Here is a 24,415-nt window from a genome sequence, read left to right as displayed (position 1 = left end):
CCCCGCTCAATCAGAAAAAACCACCTGCCCAACCCCCTCCAAACCCCAATTCCCCAACCCCTCGCTGACCTAGCATGGACTCCACGCACACGGTTCGGAGTCAATGCCATGACCTACAAACATCCCCTGCTGTTCAAAGCCCTCTGCTATGTCGATGGCCATTGGGTGCACAGCGACAGTGGCCACAGCATCGCCGTGCACAACCCGGCGGATCAGACACTGATCGGCCATGTGCCAATGCTCGATCCACCGCAGATCGTCGCCGCCGTCGATGCTGCGCACCGGGCGTTTGCCGATTGGCGTGAGCAGAGCCTGGAGACCCGTGGGGCGATTCTGCGGCGTTGGGCGGCGCTGATCCTGGAACATCAGGAGGACCTGGCGCGGATTCTCAGCCTGGAGCAGGGCAAGTCCCTGGCCGAATCCCGGGGTGAAATCGCTTACGCCGCCAGCTTCATTCCGTGGTTCGCCGAAGAAGCTCGGCGACTTTATGGGCAGAACATTCCCAGCCACATTCCCGGCGCGCATCTGGGCACGGTCAAGGAGCCGGTCGGCGTTTGCGCACTGCTGACACCCTGGAATTTCCCCTCGGCCATGATCACCCGCAAAGCCGCCGCCGCCCTGGCCGCCGGTTGCACCGTGGTTGTCAAACCGGCCCACGAAACCCCGTACTCGGCGTTCGCCCTGGCGCAACTGGCAGAGGAGGCCGGGTTCCCTGCGGGGGTATTCAACGTGGTGCTGGGCGAACCGCAGATGGCCATGCAAACCCTGGTGCAGGACACCCGCGTGCGCTCGGTGAGTTTCACCGGTTCCACCCGTGTCGGTAAGTTGGTCCTGCAAGCCGCCGCCCAGGACGTGAAGAAAGTCTCGCTGGAGTTGGGTGGCAACGCGCCGTTCATTGTCTGCGCCGATGCCGATCTGCAACTGGCGGTGAAAGTCGCGGTGGCCGCCAAGTTCCAGACTTCCGGCCAGGACTGCTGCGCCGCCAACCGGATCATGGTCGAGCGTGCGGTCTATCCGGAATTTCTCAAGCGCTTTGCCGAGGCCGTGCGCGAGCTGCGGGTCGGCCCGGCGATGATCGGCGAGCGGGAGCAACAGGTAGATGTCGGTCCGTTGATGCACCAGGCCGCGTTCGACGTCACCGCCGAGCGTGTGGCCGATGCGTTGCAACTGGGCGCGCAACGGCTGGTGGGCGGCGAAGCCCATGCCCTCGGCGGCCTGTTCTACCAGCCCACGGTACTGGCCGATGTCACCCCGCAAATGCGCATCTACCGCGAAGAGAACTTCGCGCCGATTGCCGGGGTGATGCCGTTCGACAGCCTCGATGAGGCCGTCGAGATGGCCAACGACACCGAGTACGGTCTGGCGGCCTACATTTGTTCCAATCGCCTGGACCTGATCTACCCGCTGATCCGCCGACTCGACCACGCCATGGTCGCGGTCAACGGCGTCAAGTTCACCGGCCATCCGATTCCCTTCGGTGGCATGAAAGCCTCGGGGCTGGGCCGTGAAGGCGGCACCGAGGGCTTCGAAGCCTTTGTCGAAACCAAATACTTCTGTCTGCACCATCAAGGCCAGTTCTGAGGCCCCTTAAGGAGATTGCCATGAACCAAGAATTCGACGCGCTGTTCGAGCAAGACCGTGCCCACTTCATGCACCCTTCGACCCACGCCCACGACCATGCCAGCGGTGCGCTGAAGGGACGCATCATCAAGGGCGCATCGGGCATCCGCATCCGCGACCACGAAGGCCGCGAGCTGATCGACGCCTTCGCCGGCCTGTACTGCGTCAACATCGGCTATGGCCGCACCGAAGTGGCGGACGCCATCTACAAGCAGGCCAAGGAACTGGCGTACTACCACACCTACGTCGGCCACTCGACCGAGGCGATCATCGAACTGTCGAGCCGCATCATCGACTGGGCGCCGGAAGGCATGAAGAAGGTCTACTACGGCCTGTCCGGTTCCGACGCCAACGAAACCCAGATCAAGCTGGTGCGCTACTACAACAACGTGCTGGGCCGGCCGCAGAAGAAGAAAATCATCTCCCGCGACCGTGGCTACCATGGCTCGGGCATCATGACCGGCAGCCTGACCGGCCTGCCGAGCTTCCATCAGCATTTCGACCTGCCGGCCGAGGGCATCAAGCACACCGTCTGCCCGCACTGGTACCGCAAGGCGCCGACCGGCATGGATGAAGCGGCGTTCGTGCGCTATTGCGCCGACGAGCTGGAGAAAATGATCCTGGCCGAAGGCCCGGACACCGTGGCCGCGTTCATCGGCGAGCCGTTGATGGGCACTGGCGGCATCATCGTTCCACCGTCGGGCTACTGGGCGGCGATCCAGGCGGTACTGAACAAGTACGACGTGTTGCTGATCGCCGACGAAGTGGTCTGCGCCTTCGGTCGCCTGGGTTCGAAGATGGGCAGCCAGCGTTATGGCATGCGTCCGGACCTGATCACCACCGCAAAAGGGCTGACCAGCGCCTATGCGCCGCTGTCGGCGGTGATCGTCGGTGAAAAGGTCTGGGACGTGATCGAAAAAGCCTCCGAATCCCACGGTCCGATGGGCCATGGCTGGACCTACTCCGGGCATCCGATTTGTGCGGCGGCGGCCCTCGCCAACCTCGACATCCTGGAGCGGGAAAACCTCACGGCCAATGCCGACAAGGTGGGTGCCTACCTCAACCGCCGGATGCGCGAAACCCTCGAAGGCCACCCGCTGGTGGGTGAAGTGCGTGGCGACGGCATGCTCGCCGCCGTGGAGTTCATGGCAGATCGCGAACAGCGCACGCCATTCGATGCCGCATTGAAGGTCGGTCCGAAGGTGTCCGCCGCTTGCCTTGAGCGCGGCATGGTCGCCCGGGCGATGCCCCACGGCGACATCCTCGGCTTCGCGCCGCCGCTGGTGCTGACTGAGGCTGAGGCGGATCTGATTGTGGGCATTACCAAGGATGCGATTGATCAGGTGGCGGGGGAGGTGCTGGGTTGAGTGCTATCAGTCTGAGCATTTTGTGTTGCTGATTCTGGCCCCTTCGCGGGCAAGCCCGCTCCCACCTTGGACCGCATGTGTCTGACACAACACGGTCACCTGTGGGAGCGGGCTTGCTCGCGAAGAGGCCAGACCAGCCACCACCAAACCATCAGGCACAAAAAAAGCCCCCTGACATTCACATGTCCGGGGGCTTTTTGTTGGCGCGAAGACCGATTACTTCTTCAAACCATAATGCTCATCGAGCATGCCCGGGGAGTTCGGGGCTTTTGGCGCGTAGTCGCGCGGCGGTTCCTGGCTGCGCGGTGGGGTCAGGCGTTCCCGTGGAGCCTGCGTCGCGTCGGCGTGCAGGGAGGCCAGCAAGCGTTGGCGGGTCTGCTCGTCCAGGGCCAGGCGGTTGGCGCCCTCGGCGAGATGTTCCTGCACTTCCTGATAGCTCTGAGTCAGTTTCTTGACCAGCGTCGCAGTGCTGTTGAAGTGGGTCACCACCTCGTTCTGATAACTGTCGAAACGTTCCTGAATATCGTCCAGCTGACGTTGCGTGCTGCTAGGCGCGGCATTCGGCGCAAGGCGAGCGATCAGGAATCCAATGGCGACACCCACAACCAGGGCAAGAGTCGGCAACAACCAAACTAAGAGCGAGTGTTCCACGAGTCCTTCCTCTATAAACGGCTTTGCTTTACGTTAACGGCTCGAACCTGTGCTGTATACCGCGATTCGCTCGCAATAGACAGGCACAGACAATTTGCTAGACGAGTCGACCCGATTCAAGGTCACGGAGTTCTTTCCTTGCTGATGCGTGAAACCCCTGTAGTGATTGATGGCCCGGTCGGCCAACTGGAAGCCCTGCTTCTGGAAAACAAGAGCCTTGATAACGAGCAGCCGCGCGGCCTGGCGCTCATCTGCCACCCCAACCCGGTGCAGGGCGGCACCATGCTCAACAAGGTGGTCTCGACCCTGCAACGCACGGCGCGCGATGCCGGCCTGATCACCCTGCGCTTCAACTACCGTGGCGTCGGCGCCAGCGAAGGCACGCACGACATGGGCACCGGCGAAGTCGACGACGCTCAGGCCGCCGCGGCATGGTTTCGGGAAAAACACCCGGATCTGCCGCTGACTTTGTTCGGTTTCTCCTTCGGCGGTTTCGTCGCCGCCAGCCTTGGTGGACGCCTGGAATCCCGGGGCGAGCAGATCAAACACCTGTTCATGGTCGCCCCGGCGGTGATGCGCCTGGGGGATCAGGATCAGCTGCCGCAGCAGGGCGAACTGACCGTGATCCAGCCGGAAACCGACGAAGTCATCGTTCCGCAGGTCGTCTACGACTGGTCCGAACAACTTGAACGCCCCCATGAGCTGCTGAAAGTGGCAGAATGCGGACACTTTTTTCATGGCAAGCTGACCGATCTCAAGGATCTTATCCTGCCGCGTCTTTCGAATTGATTGCAGTCTGACAAGCGATTACCCATGACGACTCGTACCCGTATCCTCACCGGCATCACTACCACCGGCACGCCGCACCTGGGCAACTACGCTGGCGCCATCCGCCCGGCGATCGTCGCCAGCTGCGACAGCAACGCCGACTCGTTCTATTTCCTGGCCGACTATCACGCCCTGATCAAGTGCGATGACCCGCTGCGCATCCAGCGCTCGCGTCTGGAAATCGCCGCGACCTGGCTGGCCGGTGGCCTGGATGTGGATCGCGTGACGTTCTACCGCCAGTCGGACATCCCGGAAATCCCCGAGCTGACATGGCTTTTGACCTGCGTCGCCGCCAAGGGCCTGCTCAACCGCGCCCACGCCTACAAGGCTTCGGTGGACAAGAACGTCGAGACCGGTGAAGACCCGGATGCCGGTATCACCATGGGCCTGTACAGCTACCCGGTGCTGATGGCCGCGGACATCCTGATGTTCAACGCGCACAAGGTGCCGGTCGGTCGCGACCAGATCCAGCACGTGGAAATGGCCCGCGACATCGGCCAGCGCTTCAACCACCTGTTCGGCCAGGGCAAGGAGTTCTTCACCATGCCCGAAGCGCTGATCGAGGAAAGCGTGGCCACCTTGCCGGGCCTGGACGGTCGCAAGATGTCCAAGAGCTACGACAACACCATTCCGTTGTTCAGCAGCGCCAAGGAAATGAAAGACGCGATTTCGCGGATCGTCACCGACTCCCGTGCCCCGGGCGAAGCGAAAGATCCGGACAATTCGCACCTGTTCACCCTGTTCCAGGCCTTCGCCACCCCGGCGCAAGCCGACGAGTTCCGCGGCGAACTGCTGCAGGGGCTGGGTTGGGGCGAGGCGAAGAACCGTCTGTTCCAGTTGCTGGACAACGAGCTGGGCGAGTCCCGCGAACGTTATCAACAGCTGATCGAGCGCCCGGCGGACCTGGAAGACATCCTGCAACACGGCGCGAAAAAAGCCCGTGCGGTGGCGACGCCTTTCCTTCAGGAGCTGCGTGAAGCGGTGGGCCTGCGCTCCTTTGTCGCCCAGACACAAGTGGCGGCGACCACCAAGAAGAAAGCAGCCAAAGCTGCGCGTTTCGTCAGCTTCCGCGAAGACGACGGCAGTTTCCGCTTCCGTCTGCTGGCGGCCGATGGCGAACAACTGCTGCTGTCCCGCAACTTCGCCGACGGTAAAACCGCAGGCCAGGTGACCAAGCAACTGCAAGCGGGCCAGCCACTGGACGTGCGCAGCGAAGACCTGAGCTTCAGCGTCTGGCTGGAAGGCGAGTGCGTTGCCGACAGCCCGGCTTTCGCCGACAGCGCCGCCCGCGACATGGCGATCGACGCTCTGCGCATTGCCCTGACGCCGACTCAGGACTAACCAACGGCTCGCCCCGACCAAGGGCTGATTGCCATTCCCACGGGCCATCGCTAAAGTGACGGCCCGTTTTTGTTGCCTTGCTAACGAATTATGACGCCCCTAGAACGATATCAAGCTGATCTGAAACGCCCGGAGTTCTTCCATGACGCTGCGCAGGAAACTGCCGTGCGTCATTTGCAGCGCCTTTACGACGATCTGGTCGCGGCCGAGCAGAACAAACCGGGCCTGCTGGGCAAACTGTTTGGCAAGAAAGATCAGACCCCGGTCAAGGGCCTGTATTTCTGGGGCGGCGTAGGCCGCGGCAAGACTTACCTGGTCGACACCTTCTTTGAAGCGCTGCCGTTCAAGGAAAAGACCCGTACCCACTTCCACCGCTTCATGAAGCGCGTGCACGAAGAAATGAAGACCCTGGGCGGCGAGAAAAACCCGCTGACCATCATCGCCAAGCGTTTCGCCGCCGAGACCCGGGTGATCTGCTTCGATGAATTCTTCGTTTCCGACATCACCGACGCCATGATTCTCGGCACTCTGATGGAAGAACTGTTCAAGAACGGCGTGACCCTGGTCGCGACCTCGAACATCGTGCCGGACGGCTTGTACAAGGACGGTCTGCAACGTGCGCGTTTCCTGCCGGCCATCGCGCTGATCAAGCTGCACACCGATATCGTCAATGTGGACAGCGGCGTCGACTATCGTCTGCGCCACCTCGAGCAGGCGGAACTGTTCCACTTCCCACTCGACGAAGCCGCCCACGAAAGCCTGCGCAAGAGCTTCCGCGCGCTGACGCCGGAATGCACGGCAGCGGTCGAGAACGATGTGCTGATCATTGAAAACCGCGAAATCCGCGCCTTGCGCACCTGCGACGACGTGGCCTGGTTCGACTTCCGCGAACTGTGCGACGGCCCGCGCAGCCAGAACGACTACATCGAACTGGGCAAGATCTTCCACGCCGTGCTGCTCAGCGGCGTCGAGCAGATGAGCGTCACCACCGACGACATCGCCCGTCGTTTCATCAACATGGTCGACGAGTTCTACGACCGTAACGTGAAACTGATCATTTCTGCCGAAGTGGAGCTCAAAGACCTCTACACCGGCGGACGCCTGACATTCGAGTTCCAGCGGACCCTCAGCCGGTTGCTGGAAATGCAGTCCCACGAGTTCCTGTCGCGGGCGCACAAGCCGTAACAAAGAAAAGGCCTGCAATCGCAGGCCTTTTTCATATTGCCCACTGTAGGAGCGAGGCTTGCCCGCGAAGACGGCGGCACATTCAGCATCAAGGCAGCAGGCACACCGCCTTCGCGGGCAAGCCTCGCTCCTACAGGGTCATGTTTAGTTTTTGGGAAAGGAATCACCATTCAGATACCGCCCCACCTCATCCTGCTGCTGACACCCGATCAGCAGCCACAACAGAATCCTCGCCTTGCGCGGACACACAAACCCCGCCATCGACACTCCCTTGCGAATCAAATCCATCTCGCCACCTCTGAAACCATAAGTAGCCCGCGCCGTAGACCCGGAGCCGGTACGCGTAGCGACGATCACCGGAATGTCCTTGGCGATATGCCCAATCTCCGTCGCCCAGTCCGGCGAGACGTGACCGGCACCGAAACCTGCGATAACCAGCCCGTCGTACCCCAGCGCAACGATGTTTTCCAGCAGCAGAATGTCGGCCGACAGCGATGCCTCGAGCAGCGCGACTTTGTGGCTGGTCTGTTGCGGCAAAGGCAACACGACGCGCGGGTCCGACGAGCGCAGGTAGCAAACCCGATCCTCCAGCAACAGCCCCGCCGGGCCCATGTTGGGTGAAGTGAATGCCTGCAGGGCCAGCGAGTCGGTCTTGCGTATGCTGTGCGCCATATGAATCTGCCCGTTCATCACCACCTGAACCCCGCGCTGCCGGCTGTTCTCCGCCAGGGCGACACGACAGGCATCCAGCAAGTTCGCAGGCCCGTCTGCACCCGGCTGTACAGCGGAACGCATCGCACCGGTCAGCACCAGGGGCTGGTCGTGGGGCCACAGATAATCGAAGAACTGCGCGGCCTCTTCGAGAGTGTCGGTGCCCTGGGTAATCACCACCCCCGCGGCACCCTGCTTGATCTGAAACTTCGCCCAGGCCAACACACTCAGCAAAAACTCGAAATCCTGCGAAGCGCTGGGCAGCAGGCCCAGGGTTTCCACCGTCACCCGGGCCAGCGTATTGAGCCCCGGAATGGAGGCCAGCAGGGTTTCGCCGCTGACCGACGGCGTCACCCCTTTACCGGTCTTGCCGGTTTGCATGCTCACCGTGCCGCCGAGTGCCGCGATGGCCAGTTTTGGCAGGTCCATGTGATACCTCGCTCGTTTGAGATGGGAAGGGTTGGTTATTCCCCGAACATGAAGCCGATCAGCGGCACGATCAGAAGCGTGCTGATGGCCATCGACAGGACATTGGCGATGTAGGTGTGCATGTCGGCCGGCAGGCGTTTGGCGATTGCATGGGCCAGGGGAGGGGCCAGCAATGCGCCCAGCCACGCGCTCGTCACCATGACTCCCCAGCTGGCGCCGTGGGTCAGGATCGATGCGGGCACGACCGACACCAGCGGGATGTAGGTGGGATACCAGCCGTGCGCCATCCATTGGTGACGCCAGAACAGCACGCCAATGGCGGAGGTCAGCGCCTGGGCGGCGATGATGTGCAACAGCAGGCCGGAACCGTATGCCGGGCTCAGGGGGTTAAGGCTGTAGGCCAGTACTGCGCCCAATAGCAGGCCAAGACTGGCCCACTCGTTGCCGAAGAAGGGGGCCTCGGAAAAGTCCGCCAATACCCGGCGCAGGGTCCAGATCACGCCGTAGCCAGGTGTTTTGGGAGCAGGGGTGGCGGCTGGTTTCTCGGGTCGCGTTGTCCTCACCAAACTCGGCCAATATCGGCAGATCAGAAACGCTACTACGCTGGCGATGGCCATACCCGCTACGTTGCCGATCACCGCTGGCAGGGCCAATGGATTGCAAACATAGTTGACTATCAACAGGCACATCGGCGTGACCAGCAGTGCTCCCATGATTGCGGCGTTGATCGTGACCTTCCAGCCGCCACCGAACATCAGCACCATCGCCGCCGGCAACGAAACGAAGGCGACGAAGGTGGGCTGCCAGTCGCCGGCGCTGACTGTCCACCCCCACAGTAGATTGCTCAAGAGCAACCCCAGCAACGAACTGGTGACCAGCCACGGCCAAAGCCCCGTGCCATAGGAAATGGCAAAGCCCTGCCAGGACTTGCCCGTTCGACTTGCATAGTAGGCGAGATAGGCGCCAGCCAGCAGACCGATCGAGGCGAACTCGTGCTTGTAGAACGCCACCTCGCTGATATCACCTAGTACCCAGCGTAACCAGGCAAGCGGATCGGGGAGTGCCGAGACCATCTCGCCGTAGCCCGGCCAGTGCGTCGCCCCCAGGGCTCGGTTGTCCAGCCACAGGCAGACAATAAGCAATATCGCGCCGATGAACAGCAGGGCAACGGTTTTGTCCGTAGGACTGACACGTTGGTTTCTTGCGGTGGAAAAATCCATGGTCAGGCCTCCTTCAACGCGGGAGGCGAGGGTGATGGGTGTAACCGAGCATCGGGTCGTACAGATCGGTGCGCCGATCACGATGCAGATCGTTGAGGGCATTCCAGATCGGCGCGCTGCGCGAACTGGTCAGGTCGATATCGGCGAACAGTATCTCCTGCTGATCTGCCGAGGCCACGGCGCCGATCGGCCAGCCGTTGGTGCCGGCAATCAGTGAACATCCTAGATAACGGGCGCCTCGTTCCTCGCCGATCCGGCTGGCTGCCGCGATAAACACGTTATTGACGTGCGCCGCAGTCATGGTCAGGTACGACGCCATGCACTTGCCGGCATCGTCGAACAGCGGAGGTGGCGTCCAGACCCAGTTGTTCAGGCTGCAAATGATGTCCGCGCCCTGCTGGCTGAGGATTCGCGGCACTTCAGGGAACCAGATGTCCCAGCAGATCAGCAGCCCAATGCGGCCGATGGGCGTATCGAATACCGGAAAGCCCAGATCACCGGGCGTGAACCAGAGCTTCTCCAGATTCCAGAGATGGGCCTTGCGATATTTGCCGATAAAGCCGCATGGACCGAGCAGGACGCCCGTATTGAACAGCCGCATGCCATCGCGTTCGGCGACACCGGCTACCAGGTAAACCTTTTGTTTGCGGGCGAAGTCGATCCAGAGTTGAACGCTCGGCCCGTCGGGAACCCGCTCGGCATGGGCGAAGGCATCCTGCCGGTTGGTGAAGAGATAACCCGTGTTGCACAGCTCCGGCAGCACGATGAGATTTGCCCCGCCGTTTACCGCTTCCTGCGCCAGTTCAAGACTCTGGCTCAGGTTGGCTTCATGGTTCTCGACGCCGACCTGAGGATCGAATTGCACGACGGCGACACGAACGGGGCTTGTTGGCTCGCTCATTCCTGATGACCTCTTTTTATTGTTGTTCACGCTGTTTCAGTGGCGTGCCAATAAAAGGTGAAGTCGCAGGTGGGTGTAAGTCAGGCGATTCTGTTCGGGTTGTAGTCTGTTTCCGAAAATGTGTACCAAATTGCCTAGGCACCCGGAATCCCTGTGGGAGCGAGGCTTGCCCGCGAAGGCGGCGTGTCAGCCAACGGAGATGTTGAATGTCACTCCGTCTTCGCGGGCAAGCCTTGCTCCTACAAGGGGGAGGGGTTAGGCCGCTTGCTGGAACTGCTGGCGATACTGGTTCGGCGAAAGCTCGGTGTGCTGGCGGAACAGGCGGGCGAAGAAGCTGGCGTCGTCGTAGCCGACTTCGTAGCTGATGGTCTTGATGCTCTTGCGGCTGCCCGACAGCAGGCCCTTGGCGGTTTCGATGCGCAGGCGCTGCAGGTAGTGCAAAGGCTTGTCGCCGGTGGCGGTCTGGAAGCGGCGCATGAAGTTGCGGATGCTCATGCCGTGCTCGCGGGCGACGTCTTCGAAGCGGAATTTGTCGGCGAAGTGTTCTTCGAGCCAGTGCTGGATCTGCAGGATGATCACATCCTGATGCAGTTTCTGGCCGCCGAAGCCGATGCGTCCCGGCGAGTAGCTGCGCTGCACTTCATAGAGAATGTCTCGTGCCACGGCCTGAGACACGTTGGCGCCGCAGAAGCGTTCGATCAGATAAATGTACAAATCGCAGGCGGAGGTGGTGCCGCCGGCGCAGTACAGATTGTCGGCGTCGGTCAGGTGCTTGTCCTGATTCAGGTAAACACGCGGGAAGCGTTCGGCGAAGGCATTGAAGAAGCGCCAGTAGGTGGTCGCTTCCTTGCCGTCGAGCAGCCCGGCTTCCGCCAGCCAGAACACCCCGGTGGCCTCGCCGCACAGTACTGCGCCGCGGGCATGTTGCTGGCGCAGCCACGGCAGGACCTGTGGATAACGCTGGCAGAGGATTTCGAAATCGTCCCAGAACGCGGGAATGACGATGATGTCGGCATTTTCCAGTCCGCCGTCCACCGGCATCAGCACATTGCTGAAACTCTGCACCGGTTTGCCGTCGGGGCTGACCAGCCGGGTTTCGAAGGCCGGTACCAGACCGTGGCCCAACTGCTTGCCGTAGCGCAGGCTGGCGAGGTGGAAGAAATCCTTGGCTTGCATGAGGGTGGAAGCGAAAACCCGGTCGAAGGCCAGGATGCTGACGCGCCGCAGGGGCGTGGAGGCTTGGTTAGACATAATTCAACTTTTGTTCTTATAGGGGAAAGTGGTCACCAGACGGCTGGATCGTCTTATTTTTTGTCGGATGTGTCCAGTGTCCTGTATCGGACCTGCGGCTTAGTCTCTGAAGGTCAACTTCTTCCAAAAATTAACGACAGGTGCCGCATGATCCCCAGAACCTTGTTCAGTTCCGAGCACGAACTCTTCCGTGACAGCGTGCGAACCTTTCTCGAAAAAGAAGCGGTACCGTTCCATGGACAGTGGGAAAAACAGGGTTTCATCGATCGCAAACTCTGGAACAAGGCCGGGGAGGCGGGGATGTTGTGCTCACACCTGCCGGAAGAATACGGCGGCCTGGGGGCGGACTTTCTGTACAGCGCGGTGGTGATCGAAGAGGTGGGGCGGCTGGGGCTGACCGGCATCGGTTTCTCCCTGCATTCGGACATCGTGGCGCCGTACATCCTGCATTACGGCAGTGAAATGCTGAAACAAAAATACCTGCCGAAACTGGTCTCCGGGGAGATGGTCACTGCCATCGCCATGACCGAGCCTGGTGCCGGTTCCGACCTGCAAGGGGTGAAGACCACAGCGGTGCTGGATGGTGACGAGTATGTGATCAACGGCTCGAAAACCTTCATTACCAACGGCTATCTCGCCGATCTGGTGATTGTCGTCGCCAAGACCGATCCGAAGGCAGGCGCCAAGGGCACCAGCCTGTTTCTGGTAGAGGCTGACACGCTGGGCTTCGACAAAGGCAAGCGCTTGGAGAAGGTCGGCATGAAGGCCCAGGACACCTCGGAGCTGTTCTTCCAGGACGTCCGGGTACCGAAGGAAAACCTGTTGGGGCAGGCCGGGATGGGTTTTGCTTACCTGATGCAGGAATTGCCGCAGGAGCGTCTGACCGTGGCGATTGGCGGTCTGGCTTCAGCCGAAGCGGCGCTGGAGTGGACGCTGGAATACACCCGCGAGCGCAAGGCTTTCGGCAAATCGATTGCCGACTTCCAGAACACTCGATTCAAGCTGGCGGAGATGGCGACTGAAATCCAGATCGGCCGGGTCTTCGTCGACCGCTGCATGGAGCTGCATCTGCAAGGCAAGCTGGACGTGCCGACGGCGGCGATGGCCAAGTACTGGGGCACCGACCTGCAATGCAAGGTCCTCGACGAGTGCGTGCAGTTGCATGGCGGTTACGGCTTCATGTGGGAGTACCCGGTTGCGCGGGCGTGGGCGGATGCGCGGGTGCAGCGGATTTATGCGGGGACCAATGAGATCATGAAGGAGATTATTGCGCGGTCGCTGTAATTGGTTTTGTCAGGGCCGACGTCATCGCGGGCAAGCCACGCTCCCACAGGTTCAACGAATCCTTGTAGGAGCATGGCTTGCCCGCGAAGATCGTTCCCACGCTCTGCGTGGGAATGCAGCCGGGGACGCTCCGCGTTCCTCTCAGTTACGGCGCCGGATTCGGATGATCCTTGTGAATCGCCTCGATCCCCTGCAGCACTTCATCCGACAATTTCAGATCAAAACTGGCAATGTTGCTGTCCAGTTGCTCCAGCGTCGTGGCCCCAATGATGTTGCTGGTGACGAACGGCTGCTGCGTCACAAAGGCCAGGGCCATTTGCGCCGGATCCAGACCGTGCTCGCGGGCCAGCGCCACATAGCGGCTGCAGGCGGCTTCCGACTGCGGGTTGAAATAGCGGCTGAAGCGGCTGTAGAGACTCAGGCGGCCTTTCGGCGGACGGGCGCCACCTTCGTACTTGCCTGACAGGAAACCGAACGCCAGCGGCGAATAGGCGAGCAATCCACATTGTTCGCGGATGGCAATTTCCGCCAGACCGACTTCAAAGCTGCGGTTGAGCAGGTTGTAGGGGTTCTGGATCGATACCGCGCGTGGCCAGCCACGGGCTTCGGCCAGGGCGAGGAAGCGCATGGTGCCCCAGGGTGTTTCGTTGGACAGACCGATGTGGCGGATCTTGCCGGCCTTGACCTGCTCGTCCAGCGCTTCGAGGGTGTCTTCCAGTGGCGTCAGGTTGGCTTCGATCTTGTGCTTGTAGCCCAATTGTCCGAAAAAATTGGTGCTGCGCTCGGGCCAGTGCAACTGGTAGAGGTCGATGTAGTCGGTCTGCAGGCGCTTGAGGCTGCCATCCAAGGCTTCGGTGATGTGCTGGCGGTTGTGCCGCAGATTCTTGTCACGGATATAGTCGATGGTGTTGCCCGGGCCGGCGATCTTGCTGGCCAGGATCCAGTCGGCGCGATCGTCGCGGCTCTTGAAGTAATTGCCGATGTAGCGTTCGGTGGTGGCGTAGGTTTCGGCCTTGGGCGGTACCGGGTACATCTCGGCGGTGTCGATGAAATTGATTCCGGCGCTCTTGGCCCGCTCAATCTGGGCGAAGGCGTCTGCTTCGCTGTTCTGCTCGCCCCAGGTCATGGTGCCCAGGCAAATCGCGCTGACGTTCAGATTGGTCCGGCCTAACTGGCGATACTCCATCGAGTCCTCCTTGGGCAAAGCAATCATAAAAGCAGGTTGAAATATTTTTCGCAATCTGCATAATTGCGCACCTCTTTCTGCAGTGGAAGTGATGCGCCGCCGCCGAAGAATCTTGCCGTTGAACGGACGCGCCGACCCGAGCCCCCGAAAGCGTCTGTATCCGGCTGCCTTTGACTTGTCAAAGTACGCACTATTCAGTAAGATCCGCCGTCTTATTTACAGGCGGCCCCTGAGGCTATAAAGAATGAAAACTTTTACTGCTAAACCGGAAACAGTAAAGCGCGACTGGTTTGTCGTCGACGCTGCTGGTCAGACCCTGGGTCGTCTGGCCACCGAAATCGCCAGCCGTCTGCGTGGCAAGCACAAGCCTGAGTACACTCCTCACGTTGACACCGGCGACTACATCGTCGTTATCAATGCTGAGCAGATCCGTGTTACTGGCGCTAAAACCAGCGACAAAATGTACTACTCCCACTCCGGTTTCCCGGGCGGCATCAAGTCGATCAACTTTGAAAAGCTGATCGCCAAGGCCCCTGAGCGCGTGATCGAGACCGCGGTAAAAGGCATGCTGCCTAAGAACCCGCTGGGTCGCGACATGTACCGTAAGCTGAAAGTCTATGCGGGCGCTGCTCACCCTCATACTGCTCAGCAGCCCCAAGAACTGAAGATTTAACGGAATAGTTCATTATGTCGGCGACTCAAAATTACGGCACTGGCCGTCGCAAGACCGCAACCGCTCGCGTTTTCCTGCGTCCGGGTACTGGTAACATCTCCATCAACAACCGTTCGCTGGAAACCTTCTTCGGTCGCGAAACTGCCCGCATGGTAGTTCGTCAGCCGCTGGAGCTGACCGAGACTGTCGAGAAGTTCGACATCTACGTCACCGTGATCGGCGGTGGTGTAAGTGGTCAGGCTGGCGCAATCCGCCACGGTATCACTCGTGCTCTGATGGACTACGACGAAACTCTGCGTAGCGCTCTGCGCAAAGCTGGCTTCGTTACTCGCGACGCCCGTGAAGTTGAACGTAAGAAAGTTGGTCTGCGTAAAGCGCGTAAGCGTCCGCAGTACTCGAAGCGTTAATTCGCTTCCACGTTCAAAAAAGAACGCCCAGTTTCCTCACGGAGCTGGGCGTTTTTTTGTGCCTGCGATTTTTAAAAGAATTGCTCTGTGACAACTTGCCACATCCGTAGACGCCCTATACTACAAGGCTTGGGGGGAGTGGCTCCCGGTAATTACCTTGTCAGAATTGGGGGTTTTCATTACCATTCGGCAAAATTTTTATAAGTACAGAGTTTCACTTAGTAGATGCCTGATTTAACAGGCCACAAAGCTGATGGGAGAGGACTGAATGAGCAATGACGGCGTGAATGCAGGCCGGCGTCGCTTCCTGGTAGCAGCTACATCCGTGGTGGGTGCTGCAGGAGCGGTGGGGGCTGCGGTCCCGTTCGTGGGGTCATGGTTTCCCAGTGCCAAGGCGAAAGCCGCAGGTGCACCGGTGAAAGTGAATGTCAGCAAAGTCGAGCCAGGCCAGCAGATGATTGCTGAATGGCGTGGCCAGCCGGTATTCATCGTCCGCCGTACTCCGGAAATCCTGGGGAATCTGAAAAAGATCGAGGGTCAACTGTCTGACCCGGACTCCAAGAACTCGACTCAACCGACCTATGTCGATCCGGAAACCCGGTCGATCAAACCTGAGGTTTTGCTGCTGATCGGTATCTGCACGCACCTGGGTTGTTCGCCGACATTCCGTCCCGAAGTCGCCCCCGCAGATCTGGGCAAGGACTGGGTAGGTGGTTATTTCTGCCCTTGCCACGGCTCCCACTACGACCTGGCTGGTCGCGTCTACAAGTCGCAACCTGCGCCTTTGAACCTGCCAGTTCCCCCGCATTCCTATGAGACCGATGAAATCATTGTCATTGGCGTCGATAAGGAGAACGCGTGATGAGCAAGTTCATGGATTGGGTTGATGCGCGCTTCCCCGCGACCAAAATGTGGGAAGACCATCTCAGCAAGTACTACGCCCCGAAGAACTTCAACTTCTTCTATTTCTTTGGTTCCCTCGCACTGCTCGTTCTGGTCAACCAGATCGTTACCGGTGTCTGGCTGACCATGAGCTACACCCCGTCGGCGGAAGAGGCATTCGCTTCCGTCGAATACATCATGCGCGACGTCGAGTACGGCTCGATTCTGCGTCTGCTGCACTCCACCGGCGCTTCGGCGTTCTTCATCGTGGTCTATCTGCACATGTTCCGTGGCCTGCTCTACGGTTCGTACCAGAAGCCGCGTGAACTGGTGTGGGTCTTCGGCATGCTGATCTACCTGGCGCTGATGGCTGAAGCCTTCATGGGTTACCTGCTGCCATGGGGGCAGATGTCCTACTGGGGCGCCCAGGTGATCATCTCGCTGTTCGGTGCGATCCCGGTCATCGGCAACGACCTGACCCAGTGGATCCGTGGTGACTACCTGATTTCCGGTATTACCCTGAACCGCTTCTTCGCCTTGCACGTTGTTGCCCTTCCGATCGTGATTCTCGGTCTGGTGGTGCTGCACATCCTGGCGCTGCACGAAGTGGGTTCGAACAACCCGGACGGCGTGGACATCAAGAAACACAAGGACGAGAACGGCATACCGCTGGACGGCATTGCCTTCCATCCGTACTACACCGTGAAGGATATCGTCGGTGTGGTGGTGTTCCTGTTCATCTTCTGCTCGATCGTGTTCTTCTTCCCGGAGATGGGTGGTTATTTCCTCGAGAAGCCGAACTTTGAAGTGGCGAACGCCTTCAAGACTCCAGAGCACATCGCTCCGGTCTGGTACTTCACCCCGTTCTACGCGATCTTGCGTGCGGTTCCGGACAAGCTCTTCGGCGTAATCGCCATGGGTGCGGCCATCGCGGTGCTGTTCGTCCTGCCGTGGCTGGACCGCAGTCCGGTCAAGTCGATGCGCTACAAAGGCTGGATGAGCAAGATCTGGCTCTGGGTATTCTGCATTTCGTTCGTGATTTTGGGTGTTCTGGGCGTATTGGCGCCTACTCCTGGGCGTACGTTGCTGTCGCAGGTATGTACCTTCCTGTACTTCGCCTACTTCATTCTGATGCCGTTCTATACCCGGCTCGAGAAGACCAAACCGGTTCCGGAAAGGGTGACTGGCTGATGAAAAAACTATTTGCGGTATTGATGCTCGCGGCACTGCCGGTGTTCGCTTTCGCTGCTGAACACGGTGGTCCGGAGCTGGAAAAAGTCGACATCGACGTATCGGACAAGGCTGCCATGCAGGATGGCGCGCGTACTTTTGCCAACTATTGCATGGGTTGCCACAGCGCCAAGTTCCAGCGTTATGAGCGTGTTGCCGATGACCTCGGTATTCCTCATGAACTGATGCTCGAGAAGCTGGTGTTCACCGGCGCCAAGATCGGCGACCACATGAACATCGGCATGCAGCCGGCTGACGCCAAGACCTGGTTCGGTGCGGCTCCGCCCGACCTGACCCTGGTGGCTCGCGTTCGCGGTACCGACTGGCTCTACGGCTACCTGAAGTCGTTCTACGAAGATCCATCGCGTCCTTGGGGCGTGAACAACAAGGTCTTCCCGAACGTCGGCATGCCTAACGTCCTGGTCGGCCTGCAAGGTCGTCAGGTGGTCGGTTGCAAACAGGTCCAGATCGTCGAAGACGGCAAGAAGCAATTCGACCCGTTGACCGGTACGCCGCTGACTCATGAGGCGTGCGATCAACTGACGATCGTGCCGAAGAGCGGCACTTTGAACGAAGAGCAGTTCGATGAGAAGGTCAAGAATCTGGTAACCTTCCTGGCTTACTCGGCTAACCCGGTTAAGCTGCAGCATCAGCGCATCGGTACATATGTATTGCTGTACCTGGCGTTCTTCTTCGTATTTGCATATCTGCTCAAGCGTGAATACTGGAAAGACGTGCACTGATAAAGCTTCAAGCATTTGCTGTTAATCGCGCGCGCCCAAGGGCGCCTCTGAAGGTGTAACGAGTCTGGTCTGCCAGTCGTTACCGGAGGCGCCCTCTGGGCGCGTTCGTTTTTCCGCTTTCGATCATTTCTACAAGCGAGGAGGACCGCCATGGGCGTGACCAATCGGTTGGCCTGTTACTCCGACCCCGCCGACCACTATTCCCACCGAGTGCGAATCGTACTGGCAGAGAAGGGTGTCAGCGCCGAGATCATCTACGTGGAAGCGGGTCGCCAGCCGCCTAAACTGATCGAAGTGAACCCTTATGGCAGCTTGCCCACCCTGGTCGATCGGGACCTGGCGTTATGGGAGTCCACGGTGGTGATGGAATACCTGGATGAGCGCTATCCGCATCCGCCACTGTTGCCGGTGTATCCGGTGGCGCGTGCCAACAGTCGTCTGCTGATGCACCGCATCCAGCGTGACTGGTGTGGTCTGGTGGATCTGATTCTGGATTCGCGCACCAAGGAAGCGGCTCGTGCCGTTGCGCGCAAGGAGCTGCGTGAAAGCCTGACCGGCGTGTCGCCGTTGTTCGCCGACAAGCCGTTTTTCCTCAGTGAGGAACAAAGCCTGGTGGATTGCTGCCTATTGCCAATACTCTGGCGATTGCCGATTCTGGGTATTGAACTGCCGCGGCCTGCCAAGCCGCTGCTTGATTACATGGAGCGCCAGTTTGCGCGTGAGGCTTTCCAGGCGAGTCTGTCTGGCGTCGAACGCGATATGCGCTAAGGCTTAAGGAGCCGCTATGAACTCCAGTCGACCTTATCTGGTCCGCGCGCTCTATGAGTGGATTGTGGACAACGACTGCACCCCGCACATACTCGTGAACTCCGAGTATCCGTCGGTTCAGGTGCCGCAGGGGTTTGCCAGTGATGGGCAAATCGTCCTGAACGTATCGCCTCAGGCTGTGCGTCACCTGCACATGGACAACGAGGCAGTCAGCTTCGAAGGCCGCTTTGGCGGCGTGCCGCATACGCTGTATGTGCCTATCGCATCGATCCTGGGTATCTACGCCCGGGAGAACGGCCAAGGCATGGTGTTCGATCTGGAGTCGCCTATGGGTGATGAGGACGAGATCGAGCCGGATGACGATATTCCGCCACCGGATAGCGAGCCGCCGCGCCCAAGCGGTCGACCCAGTCTGAAAGTGGTGAAATAAAAAAAGGCGATCCGAAAGGATCGCCTTTTTATTTGTCTGCATTCCGGCATTGCCGGAATGCGCGTGTATCAGTCGATGTATTCGAACAGCTTCACGATCTTCTGCACACCGGATACGCCCTGCACCAGATTGGTCGCCTGGGCAGCTTCCTGCTTGGTCAGCAGGCCCAGCAGATAAACGATGCCGTTCTCGGTCACGACCTTGATCCGCGAACCAGGGATGTTCGGGTCGGTGAGCATCTGGGTCTTGATCTTGGTGGTCAGCCAAGTGTCGTTCTGGCGCGCCAGCAGCGAGGAGGGCGGCAGGACCTGCAATTCGTTGTGTACGGTCTTTACCCGCTGAACGGCGGCAGCGGCCTGTTCGGCCTTGGCCTTGAGGTCGGCGCGTGGGGTCTGGCCGGCGAGCAATACGACGCCGTTGAAGCTGGTGACCACGATGTGCGAGTCGTTATCCAGGGCAGGATCGGCCTTGGCGACGTTCACGCCGACTTTGGTATCGATCAGGGAGTCATCGATCTTGCTGCCGAAGGTGCGGGTGCCGCGGTCATCTTCAATGGGCGCTTCACGGCTGGCATTAACCACCGAGGTGCAGCCGCTGATGCCGAGGCACAGGGTCAGGGCCAGTAGGCCGAGGCGATTAGGGGTCATTCTTCACTCCCGAACAATTGGCTGTCGATCAAGTCGCAAAGGCAGTGGATCGCCAGCAGGTGGACTTCCTGAATACGAGCGGTGACGTTGGCGGGTACGCGAATCTCCACGTCTTCGGGCAATAGCAGCGACGCCATGCCGCCGCCATCGCGACCGGTCAATGCTACGACAATCATTTCGCGATCATGTGCGGCCTGGATCGCTTGAATTATGTTCGCCGAGTTGCCGCTGGTGGAAATCGCCAGCAGAACATCGCCCGGCTGGCCGAGGGCGCGGATCTGCTTGGAAAAGACTTCGTTGTAGCTGTAGTCGTTGGCGATCGAGGTAATGGTCGAGCTGTCGGTGGTCAGCGCGATGGCCGGCAGGCTCGGACGCTCGCGCTCGAAGCGGTTGAGCAGCTCGGAGGAGAAGTGCTGGGCGTCGCCGGCGGAGCCGCCATTGCCGCATGAGAGCATTTTGCCTTCGTTGAGCAGGGCGTTGACCATCACCTGGCTGGCTTGCTCGATGTGCGGTGCAAGTACTTCCATCGCCTGTTGCTTGGTGTCGATACTGGCCTGAAAAAGCTGGCGAATTCGGGATTGCATGTCCATCTGTGTGACCTTAATGAGCGCGGCTGTCCGGCACGTGAATGTGCAGCCCGCAAAGCAAAGAGCAAAAGTGTTGGGCGGTTTCCGGTTCGGGGTGCAGGCGATCAGCTGTCGAAGGCATTTTGTAACCAGTTCAACTGATCGAGGTCGCTATCAATGGCAACCACATCGAAACGGCAAGGGGAATTGGCCCAGCGCGATTCGCGCTGAAGAAAAAATTGCGCGGCAAAAATCAGTTTCTGCCGTTTGCGCCCATCGATGCTATCGAGCGCGCCACCCCATTGAGTGTTTTTTCTGTAACGAACTTCAACGAATACTACTGTATCGCCATCCAACATGACCAGATCAAGCTCGCCGCGTTTACACAACCAGTTCTGCGCCACCAGGCGCAGACCCTGTTGTTGAAGATGCTCGAGCGCCTGGCGCTCGGCATCCTTACCGCTTTGTTGGCGTGACCTGTCAGGCATCAGCGCGAGGTGTCCGGCAGGCGCTGGACCTGACCGTTGACGAACTCGGCCCATGGCAACTGACGCACGACCCGCTGGTTCTGCGACATGCCCAGGCTGCCCGACTGACCTTCGATGCGGCTGTCCGGCAGGGCCTTGAGTTGCCCCAGGCGTGGCGCCAGGCGATAGGCGTCGACGCCCATTGCATACAGGCGGCCCAGGCTGCTGGCAGCTTGTGGCCATTGAGCGGTGACCTGCTTGCGTAGCGGGTCATTGGCGTCCAGCAACCATGGGGTTTCGCAGAAGCGGATACCGTTCATGTCGTTGTACTGGTTGACGTCGCCGCTGGCGCTGAACACGTGGGAAGTGGCGTAGACCGGAACGTCGCCTGCGTACTGGAAGTTCAGGGTCGGTTTGATCTGTTGAGCCTGTTGCGGTGTGGCAGCCAGGAAGATGAATTCGATGTCCTGGCGACGGGACGGCTGGGCGGCAACCTGCGAACCTACAGTGCTTTGCAGGCTCTTGGCGCGACCTTCGCTCTGACGCAGCTGGAACATGTCGGCAATCTGCTGGGCCAGTTGCACCGGCTGATCGACGCGCTCGGTGGCAACGATAGTGCCGCCGTTGGCTTGCCAGTCCTGGCTGAAGGCACGCATCACGCGGTCGCCCCATTCACCTTTCGGAACCATGATGGCGGCGCGGTGCAGGCCGTCGGCACGGGCGCGGCGGGACACTTCGCGGGCTTCGTCTTCAGCGGCCAGGCCGAACTGGAACAGTTGGGCCGGACCTTGATCGCCTTCACTGTAGTTCAAGGCCAGAGTGGTGATGGGCAGTTGCGGGCGAGTGCTCAGCTGTTTGACCAGCGGTTTTTCCAGCGGGCCGACGACCAGCTGCACGCCATCGGCTTGGGCCTTGCGATAGAACTCGTCCAGAGAGGTGAGCTTCGAGCTGTCATAGAATTCGATAGCTGGCGGCTTCTGCCCGGCTTGTTGGGCCTGGTAGTGAGCAGCCATGAAGCCTTCGCGCAATGCCTTGCCAACCGAGGCCAGTGGGCCATCCTGTGGCAGCAGCAGGGCAATTTTGCTCAGGGGCTGGCTGGCCAGTTCCTTGAGTTTGGTCAGAGGCAACGGCAGTTGAACGGCGGCAGGGTGTTTCGGATTGTCCGCGCGCCATTTGTCGATGGCGGCCTGTTGCTGTTCCACGGTGCCGGCGGATTTGACCGCCAGTGCCAGGCTCATCCAGCCACCGAGGTCGTCGGTGGTGTTCGGTTGCAATTGGTCGGTCGGCAACGAGGCGATCAGCGCCCAGATGGCTTCGTGGTTCTTGCTGGCGGCTTCACCGCTGAGCATCGGTGCAATGAAGATCCGCTCGCGCGCGGCAGCCAGGGTCTGGCCGTCGGCTTCAAGGGCGCGGGCACGTACGGTGCCGGTGCGTACTTGCTGCTCTTCCGGCAATTCACCCAGACGCTGCATGCTCGGATGGTTCAGGGCGGTCAGGGCGGCTTTCGGCTGGTTGCGGGTCATGGCCAGTTCCGCGGCCAAAGTGCTGGCGAAAACCTGCTGACCAGGCTTGAGCTGCTCCACGGGTACTTGCTGCAGAATTTGCGCGGATTGGGCGGCATTGCCCTGGCGATAGGCCAGATCCGCTGCGCTCAGGCGCAACAGGGCGGCATCTTCCGGGGATTTGCTTTGGGCGGCCTTTTCCAGCAGTTGCTCGATACTGGCATCCGGGGTCCGTGGGAGTTCGCCAAGGCTGGAGGAGGGCGAGCTGGCGCAAGCAGCCAGCAAGGCAGCGAGGCAGAGGGCAGTGAACAGCCGCAGGCAAGCGATCATGTAAGCGTTCCTGATACTCGATCAAATTAGCGTGGAATTGTACCCAAGCGCTGGCCGGGGCGCGATGTTGCAGGCGTTAATCGATCAATTTAGCTGGTGCAAATGTTGCGCTGCGCCACAAACGACGGCAAAACCAGGTGTTGCCTGTGTCTGTCGCGAGTGCCGCTACGCGCTACAATGGCCGCTTTATCGATCATGAGGTGTGCGCTTTGACTGCTCCAGGTGCTTTGAATTCCGCTGCGGGCTCGCTTTATGTGGTGGCGACGCCCATCGGCAACCTGGATGACATCAGTGCGCGCGCGCTGAAGATCTTGCGCGAAGTCGCGCTGATCGCGGCCGAAGATACACGCCACTCCCAGCGCCTGATGCAGCACTTCGGCATTTCCACGCCGCTGGCGGCTTGCCACGAGCACAACGAGCGCGATGAAGGCAGCCGCTTCATTACCCGTCTGCTGGCGGGCGACAATGTCGCGCTGATCTCCGACGCCGGCACGCCGCTGATTTCCGATCCGGGCTATCACCTGGTGCGCCAGGCCCGCGCCGCCGGGATCAATGTGGTGCCGGTTCCGGGCGCCTGTGCCTTGATCGCAGCGCTGTCGGCGGCGGGGCTGCCGTCCGATCGCTTCATCTTCGAGGGTTTCCTGCCGGCGAAGGCCGTGGGAAGGCGCGCGCGTCTCGAAGCTATAAAGGAAGAGCCGCGCACGCTGATCTTTTATGAGGCCCCGCACCGCATTCTCGAATGCCTGCAGGATATGGAGCTGGTGTTCGGCGCCGAGCGTCCTGCCTTACTGGCGCGCGAACTGACCAAGACCTTCGAAACCCTCAAAGGGCTGCCGCTGAGCGAACTGCGCCAGTTCGTCGAGTCCGACAGCAATCAGCAGCGTGGCGAGTGTGTGGTGCTGGTCGCGGGCTGGTCCGCTCCCGAGAGCGAAGATGCGGTCAGCAGCGAGGCGATGCGCGTGCTCAATCTGTTGCTCGAAGAAATGCCACTCAAGCGTGCGGCAGCCTTGGCGGCGCAAATTACCGGCGAGCGCAAGAACGTTCTCTATCAGGTTGCGCTGGATAAACAGAAGGGCGAGTAAAAACCGACGCAAAGGCATGGCTGAAGGCTTTTAGCGCTTGTTCTTCAGGCGCTCTGCCGTTAACCTGCGCGGCGGAGAGTCGATCGGACAGTCGCTGCCCTCTATGAAAATTAGAGGGGGGAGGAAAGTCCGGGCTCCATAGGGCGAAGTGCCAGGTAATGCCTGGGAGGCGTGAGCCTACGGAAAGTGCCACAGAAAATAACCGCCTAAGCGCTTCGGCGCCGGTAAGGGTGAAAAGGTGCGGTAAGAGCGCACCGCACGTCTGGCAACAGTTCGTGGCTAGGTAAACCCCACTTGGAGCAAGACCAAATAGGGTCCCAAGGCGTGGCCCGCGCTGGGACCGGGTAGGTTGCTAAAGATGTCCAGTGATGGCCATCGTAGACGAATGACTGTTCAAGACAGAACCCGGCTTACAGATCGACTCTCCACCTTTTTCTTTCCTCTGCTTGAATCATTGAGCAGGGTGCCAGTGATAGCAATTTCCCTCCTTTCAGAATCGTCGGCGTAGCACTTTCGTAATACCGAAAAAATCTTACTCTTAATAAATCACCTTAACTTCCGCGCGCAGATCTCTGTGTTAATTGAAGTTATTGGTCGGTTTTCTCTGCCCGATTCTCGTGTCTCCTCCTTTTACGCTCCTAAATCTCAGTTCTGTAAGGGTTTTCCTTTAATGCGCGCCTTGACGGTGCGGTGGGCGCATTCCTATAGTGTGCA

Annotated in this window: 24 protein-coding genes and 1 other RNA gene; 15 read left to right on the top strand and 10 right to left on the bottom strand. The window is 59.9% G+C overall.

Annotation, left to right across the window (positions count from 1 at the left end; all coding sequences use genetic code 11):
• Positions 1 to 108: 108 nt before the first annotated feature.
• Positions 109 to 1,581, top strand: coding sequence for an NAD-dependent succinate-semialdehyde dehydrogenase (locus K9857_RS03735; RefSeq protein ID WP_224533545.1), 1,473 nt, complete (start codon positions 109 to 111; stop codon positions 1,579 to 1,581).
• Between the two features lie 20 nt (positions 1,582 to 1,601).
• Positions 1,602 to 2,987, top strand: a complete 1,386-nt coding sequence (locus K9857_RS03730; protein WP_224533544.1) for an aspartate aminotransferase family protein — start codon at positions 1,602 to 1,604, stop codon at positions 2,985 to 2,987.
• Positions 2,988 to 3,203: 216 nt separating this feature from the next.
• Here the strand turns inward: K9857_RS03730 and K9857_RS03725 are convergent, their stop codons facing one another.
• The gene (locus tag K9857_RS03725) at positions 3,204 to 3,638 is read right to left on the bottom strand and encodes a YhcB family protein (RefSeq protein ID WP_224533543.1); all 435 of its coding nucleotides are present in this window, start codon (positions 3,636 to 3,638) and stop codon (positions 3,204 to 3,206) included.
• A 144-nt stretch (positions 3,639 to 3,782) separates the two neighbouring features.
• Between K9857_RS03725 and K9857_RS03720 the strand changes: the two genes are divergently transcribed.
• The 3 genes from K9857_RS03720 to zapE all read left to right on the top strand — a co-directional run bounded on the left by K9857_RS03720 (position 3,783) and on the right by zapE (position 6,992).
• On the top strand, positions 3,783 to 4,427 hold the full coding sequence (locus K9857_RS03720) for an alpha/beta hydrolase (RefSeq protein WP_224533569.1): 645 nt from the start codon (positions 3,783 to 3,785) through the stop codon (positions 4,425 to 4,427).
• Positions 4,428 to 4,451: 24 nt separating this feature from the next.
• A complete protein-coding gene (locus tag K9857_RS03715) occupies positions 4,452 to 5,807 on the top strand; it encodes a tryptophan--tRNA ligase (RefSeq protein ID WP_224533542.1) in 1,356 nt (451 codons plus the stop codon).
• 90 nt (positions 5,808 to 5,897) lie between these two features.
• Positions 5,898 to 6,992 (top strand): cell division protein ZapE, encoded by a 1,095-nt coding sequence (zapE, locus tag K9857_RS03710; RefSeq protein WP_224533541.1) that lies wholly within the window; start codon positions 5,898 to 5,900, stop codon positions 6,990 to 6,992.
• Between the two features lie 144 nt (positions 6,993 to 7,136).
• Here zapE and K9857_RS03705 read toward each other — a convergent pair whose 3' ends face one another.
• From K9857_RS03705 to K9857_RS03690, 4 genes are all read right to left on the bottom strand, one after another.
• Positions 7,137 to 8,132: an asparaginase gene (locus K9857_RS03705; protein WP_224533540.1), complete on the bottom strand. Its 996-nt coding sequence runs from the start codon at positions 8,130 to 8,132 to the stop codon at positions 7,137 to 7,139.
• Positions 8,133 to 8,167: 35 nt separating this feature from the next.
• A complete protein-coding gene (locus K9857_RS03700) occupies positions 8,168 to 9,352 on the bottom strand; it encodes a hypothetical protein (RefSeq protein WP_224533539.1) in 1,185 nt (394 codons plus the stop codon).
• A 13-nt stretch (positions 9,353 to 9,365) separates the two neighbouring features.
• Positions 9,366 to 10,253, bottom strand: coding sequence for a nitrilase family protein (locus K9857_RS03695; protein ID WP_224533538.1), 888 nt, complete (start codon positions 10,251 to 10,253; stop codon positions 9,366 to 9,368).
• A 255-nt stretch (positions 10,254 to 10,508) separates the two neighbouring features.
• Positions 10,509 to 11,429, bottom strand: a complete 921-nt coding sequence (locus tag K9857_RS03690) for a GlxA family transcriptional regulator (protein WP_224533568.1) — start codon at positions 11,427 to 11,429, stop codon at positions 10,509 to 10,511.
• 222 nt (positions 11,430 to 11,651) lie between these two features.
• Here K9857_RS03690 and K9857_RS03685 point away from each other — a divergent pair, with 222 nt between their 5' ends.
• Complete coding sequence (locus K9857_RS03685) at positions 11,652 to 12,788, top strand: acyl-CoA dehydrogenase family protein (RefSeq protein WP_224533537.1); 1,137 nt, start codon at positions 11,652 to 11,654, stop codon at positions 12,786 to 12,788.
• A 145-nt stretch (positions 12,789 to 12,933) separates the two neighbouring features.
• On the opposite strand, the gene K9857_RS03680 is transcribed toward K9857_RS03685, so the two are convergent.
• On the bottom strand, positions 12,934 to 13,974 hold the full coding sequence (locus tag K9857_RS03680; protein WP_224533536.1) for an NADP(H)-dependent aldo-keto reductase: 1,041 nt from the start codon (positions 13,972 to 13,974) through the stop codon (positions 12,934 to 12,936).
• Positions 13,975 to 14,218: 244 nt separating this feature from the next.
• Here K9857_RS03680 and rplM point away from each other — a divergent pair, with 244 nt between their 5' ends.
• From rplM to K9857_RS03645, 7 genes are all read left to right on the top strand, one after another.
• Positions 14,219 to 14,647, top strand: a complete 429-nt coding sequence (rplM, locus tag K9857_RS03675) for a 50S ribosomal protein L13 (protein ID WP_110964818.1) — start codon at positions 14,219 to 14,221, stop codon at positions 14,645 to 14,647.
• A gap of 14 nt (positions 14,648 to 14,661) precedes the next feature.
• Positions 14,662 to 15,054, top strand: coding sequence for a 30S ribosomal protein S9 (rpsI, locus tag K9857_RS03670; RefSeq protein WP_119427677.1), 393 nt, complete (start codon positions 14,662 to 14,664; stop codon positions 15,052 to 15,054).
• Between the two features lie 268 nt (positions 15,055 to 15,322).
• Positions 15,323 to 15,916 (top strand): ubiquinol-cytochrome c reductase iron-sulfur subunit, encoded by a 594-nt coding sequence (petA, locus tag K9857_RS03665; protein WP_224533535.1) that lies wholly within the window; start codon positions 15,323 to 15,325, stop codon positions 15,914 to 15,916.
• Positions 15,916 to 17,127: a cytochrome b gene (locus K9857_RS03660; RefSeq protein ID WP_224533534.1), complete on the top strand. Its 1,212-nt coding sequence runs from the start codon at positions 15,916 to 15,918 to the stop codon at positions 17,125 to 17,127. Before petA ends, K9857_RS03660 begins: the two co-directional genes overlap by 1 nt.
• The gene (locus K9857_RS03655) at positions 17,127 to 17,909 is read left to right on the top strand and encodes a cytochrome c1 (RefSeq protein ID WP_224533533.1); all 783 of its coding nucleotides are present in this window, start codon (positions 17,127 to 17,129) and stop codon (positions 17,907 to 17,909) included. Before K9857_RS03660 ends, K9857_RS03655 begins: the two co-directional genes overlap by 1 nt.
• 150 nt (positions 17,910 to 18,059) lie before the next feature.
• On the top strand, positions 18,060 to 18,677 hold the full coding sequence (locus tag K9857_RS03650) for a glutathione S-transferase N-terminal domain-containing protein (protein WP_007989864.1): 618 nt from the start codon (positions 18,060 to 18,062) through the stop codon (positions 18,675 to 18,677).
• 16 nt (positions 18,678 to 18,693) lie between these two features.
• Positions 18,694 to 19,107, top strand: coding sequence for a ClpXP protease specificity-enhancing factor (locus K9857_RS03645; RefSeq protein WP_110964812.1), 414 nt, complete (start codon positions 18,694 to 18,696; stop codon positions 19,105 to 19,107).
• 68 nt (positions 19,108 to 19,175) lie between these two features.
• Here K9857_RS03645 and K9857_RS03640 read toward each other — a convergent pair whose 3' ends face one another.
• The 4 genes from K9857_RS03640 to K9857_RS03625 all read right to left on the bottom strand — a co-directional run bounded on the left by K9857_RS03640 (position 19,176) and on the right by K9857_RS03625 (position 22,619).
• Positions 19,176 to 19,754 carry a BON domain-containing protein gene (locus K9857_RS03640; RefSeq protein WP_175377795.1) on the bottom strand — a complete coding sequence of 193 codons (579 nt, stop codon included), beginning with the start codon at positions 19,752 to 19,754 and terminating at the stop codon, positions 19,176 to 19,178.
• Complete coding sequence (locus K9857_RS03635) at positions 19,751 to 20,344, bottom strand: phosphoheptose isomerase (protein ID WP_095192986.1); 594 nt, start codon at positions 20,342 to 20,344, stop codon at positions 19,751 to 19,753. The genes K9857_RS03640 and K9857_RS03635 overlap by 4 nt, the downstream gene beginning before the upstream one ends.
• 101 nt (positions 20,345 to 20,445) lie before the next feature.
• On the bottom strand, positions 20,446 to 20,808 hold the full coding sequence (locus tag K9857_RS03630; protein ID WP_175377797.1) for a YraN family protein: 363 nt from the start codon (positions 20,806 to 20,808) through the stop codon (positions 20,446 to 20,448).
• Complete coding sequence (locus K9857_RS03625) at positions 20,808 to 22,619, bottom strand: penicillin-binding protein activator (RefSeq protein ID WP_224533532.1); 1,812 nt, start codon at positions 22,617 to 22,619, stop codon at positions 20,808 to 20,810. The genes K9857_RS03630 and K9857_RS03625 overlap by 1 nt, the downstream gene beginning before the upstream one ends.
• A gap of 209 nt (positions 22,620 to 22,828) precedes the next feature.
• Between K9857_RS03625 and rsmI the strand changes: the two genes are divergently transcribed.
• Together rsmI and rnpB are read left to right on the top strand one after the other, a co-directional pair.
• Positions 22,829 to 23,701: a 16S rRNA (cytidine(1402)-2'-O)-methyltransferase gene (gene rsmI, locus K9857_RS03620; protein WP_224533531.1), complete on the top strand. Its 873-nt coding sequence runs from the start codon at positions 22,829 to 22,831 to the stop codon at positions 23,699 to 23,701.
• 75 nt (positions 23,702 to 23,776) lie between these two features.
• An RNA gene (gene rnpB, locus K9857_RS03615) (RNase P RNA component class A) lies at positions 23,777 to 24,130 on the top strand.
• Positions 24,131 to 24,415 lie beyond the last annotated feature (285 nt).

The organism is Pseudomonas sp. REP124 (assembly GCF_020164475.1).
Classification (GTDB): domain Bacteria; phylum Pseudomonadota; class Gammaproteobacteria; order Pseudomonadales; family Pseudomonadaceae; genus Aquipseudomonas.
Note: the sequence above shows the minus strand (reverse complement) of the source record. Positions and strands in the feature narration are given on the sequence as shown.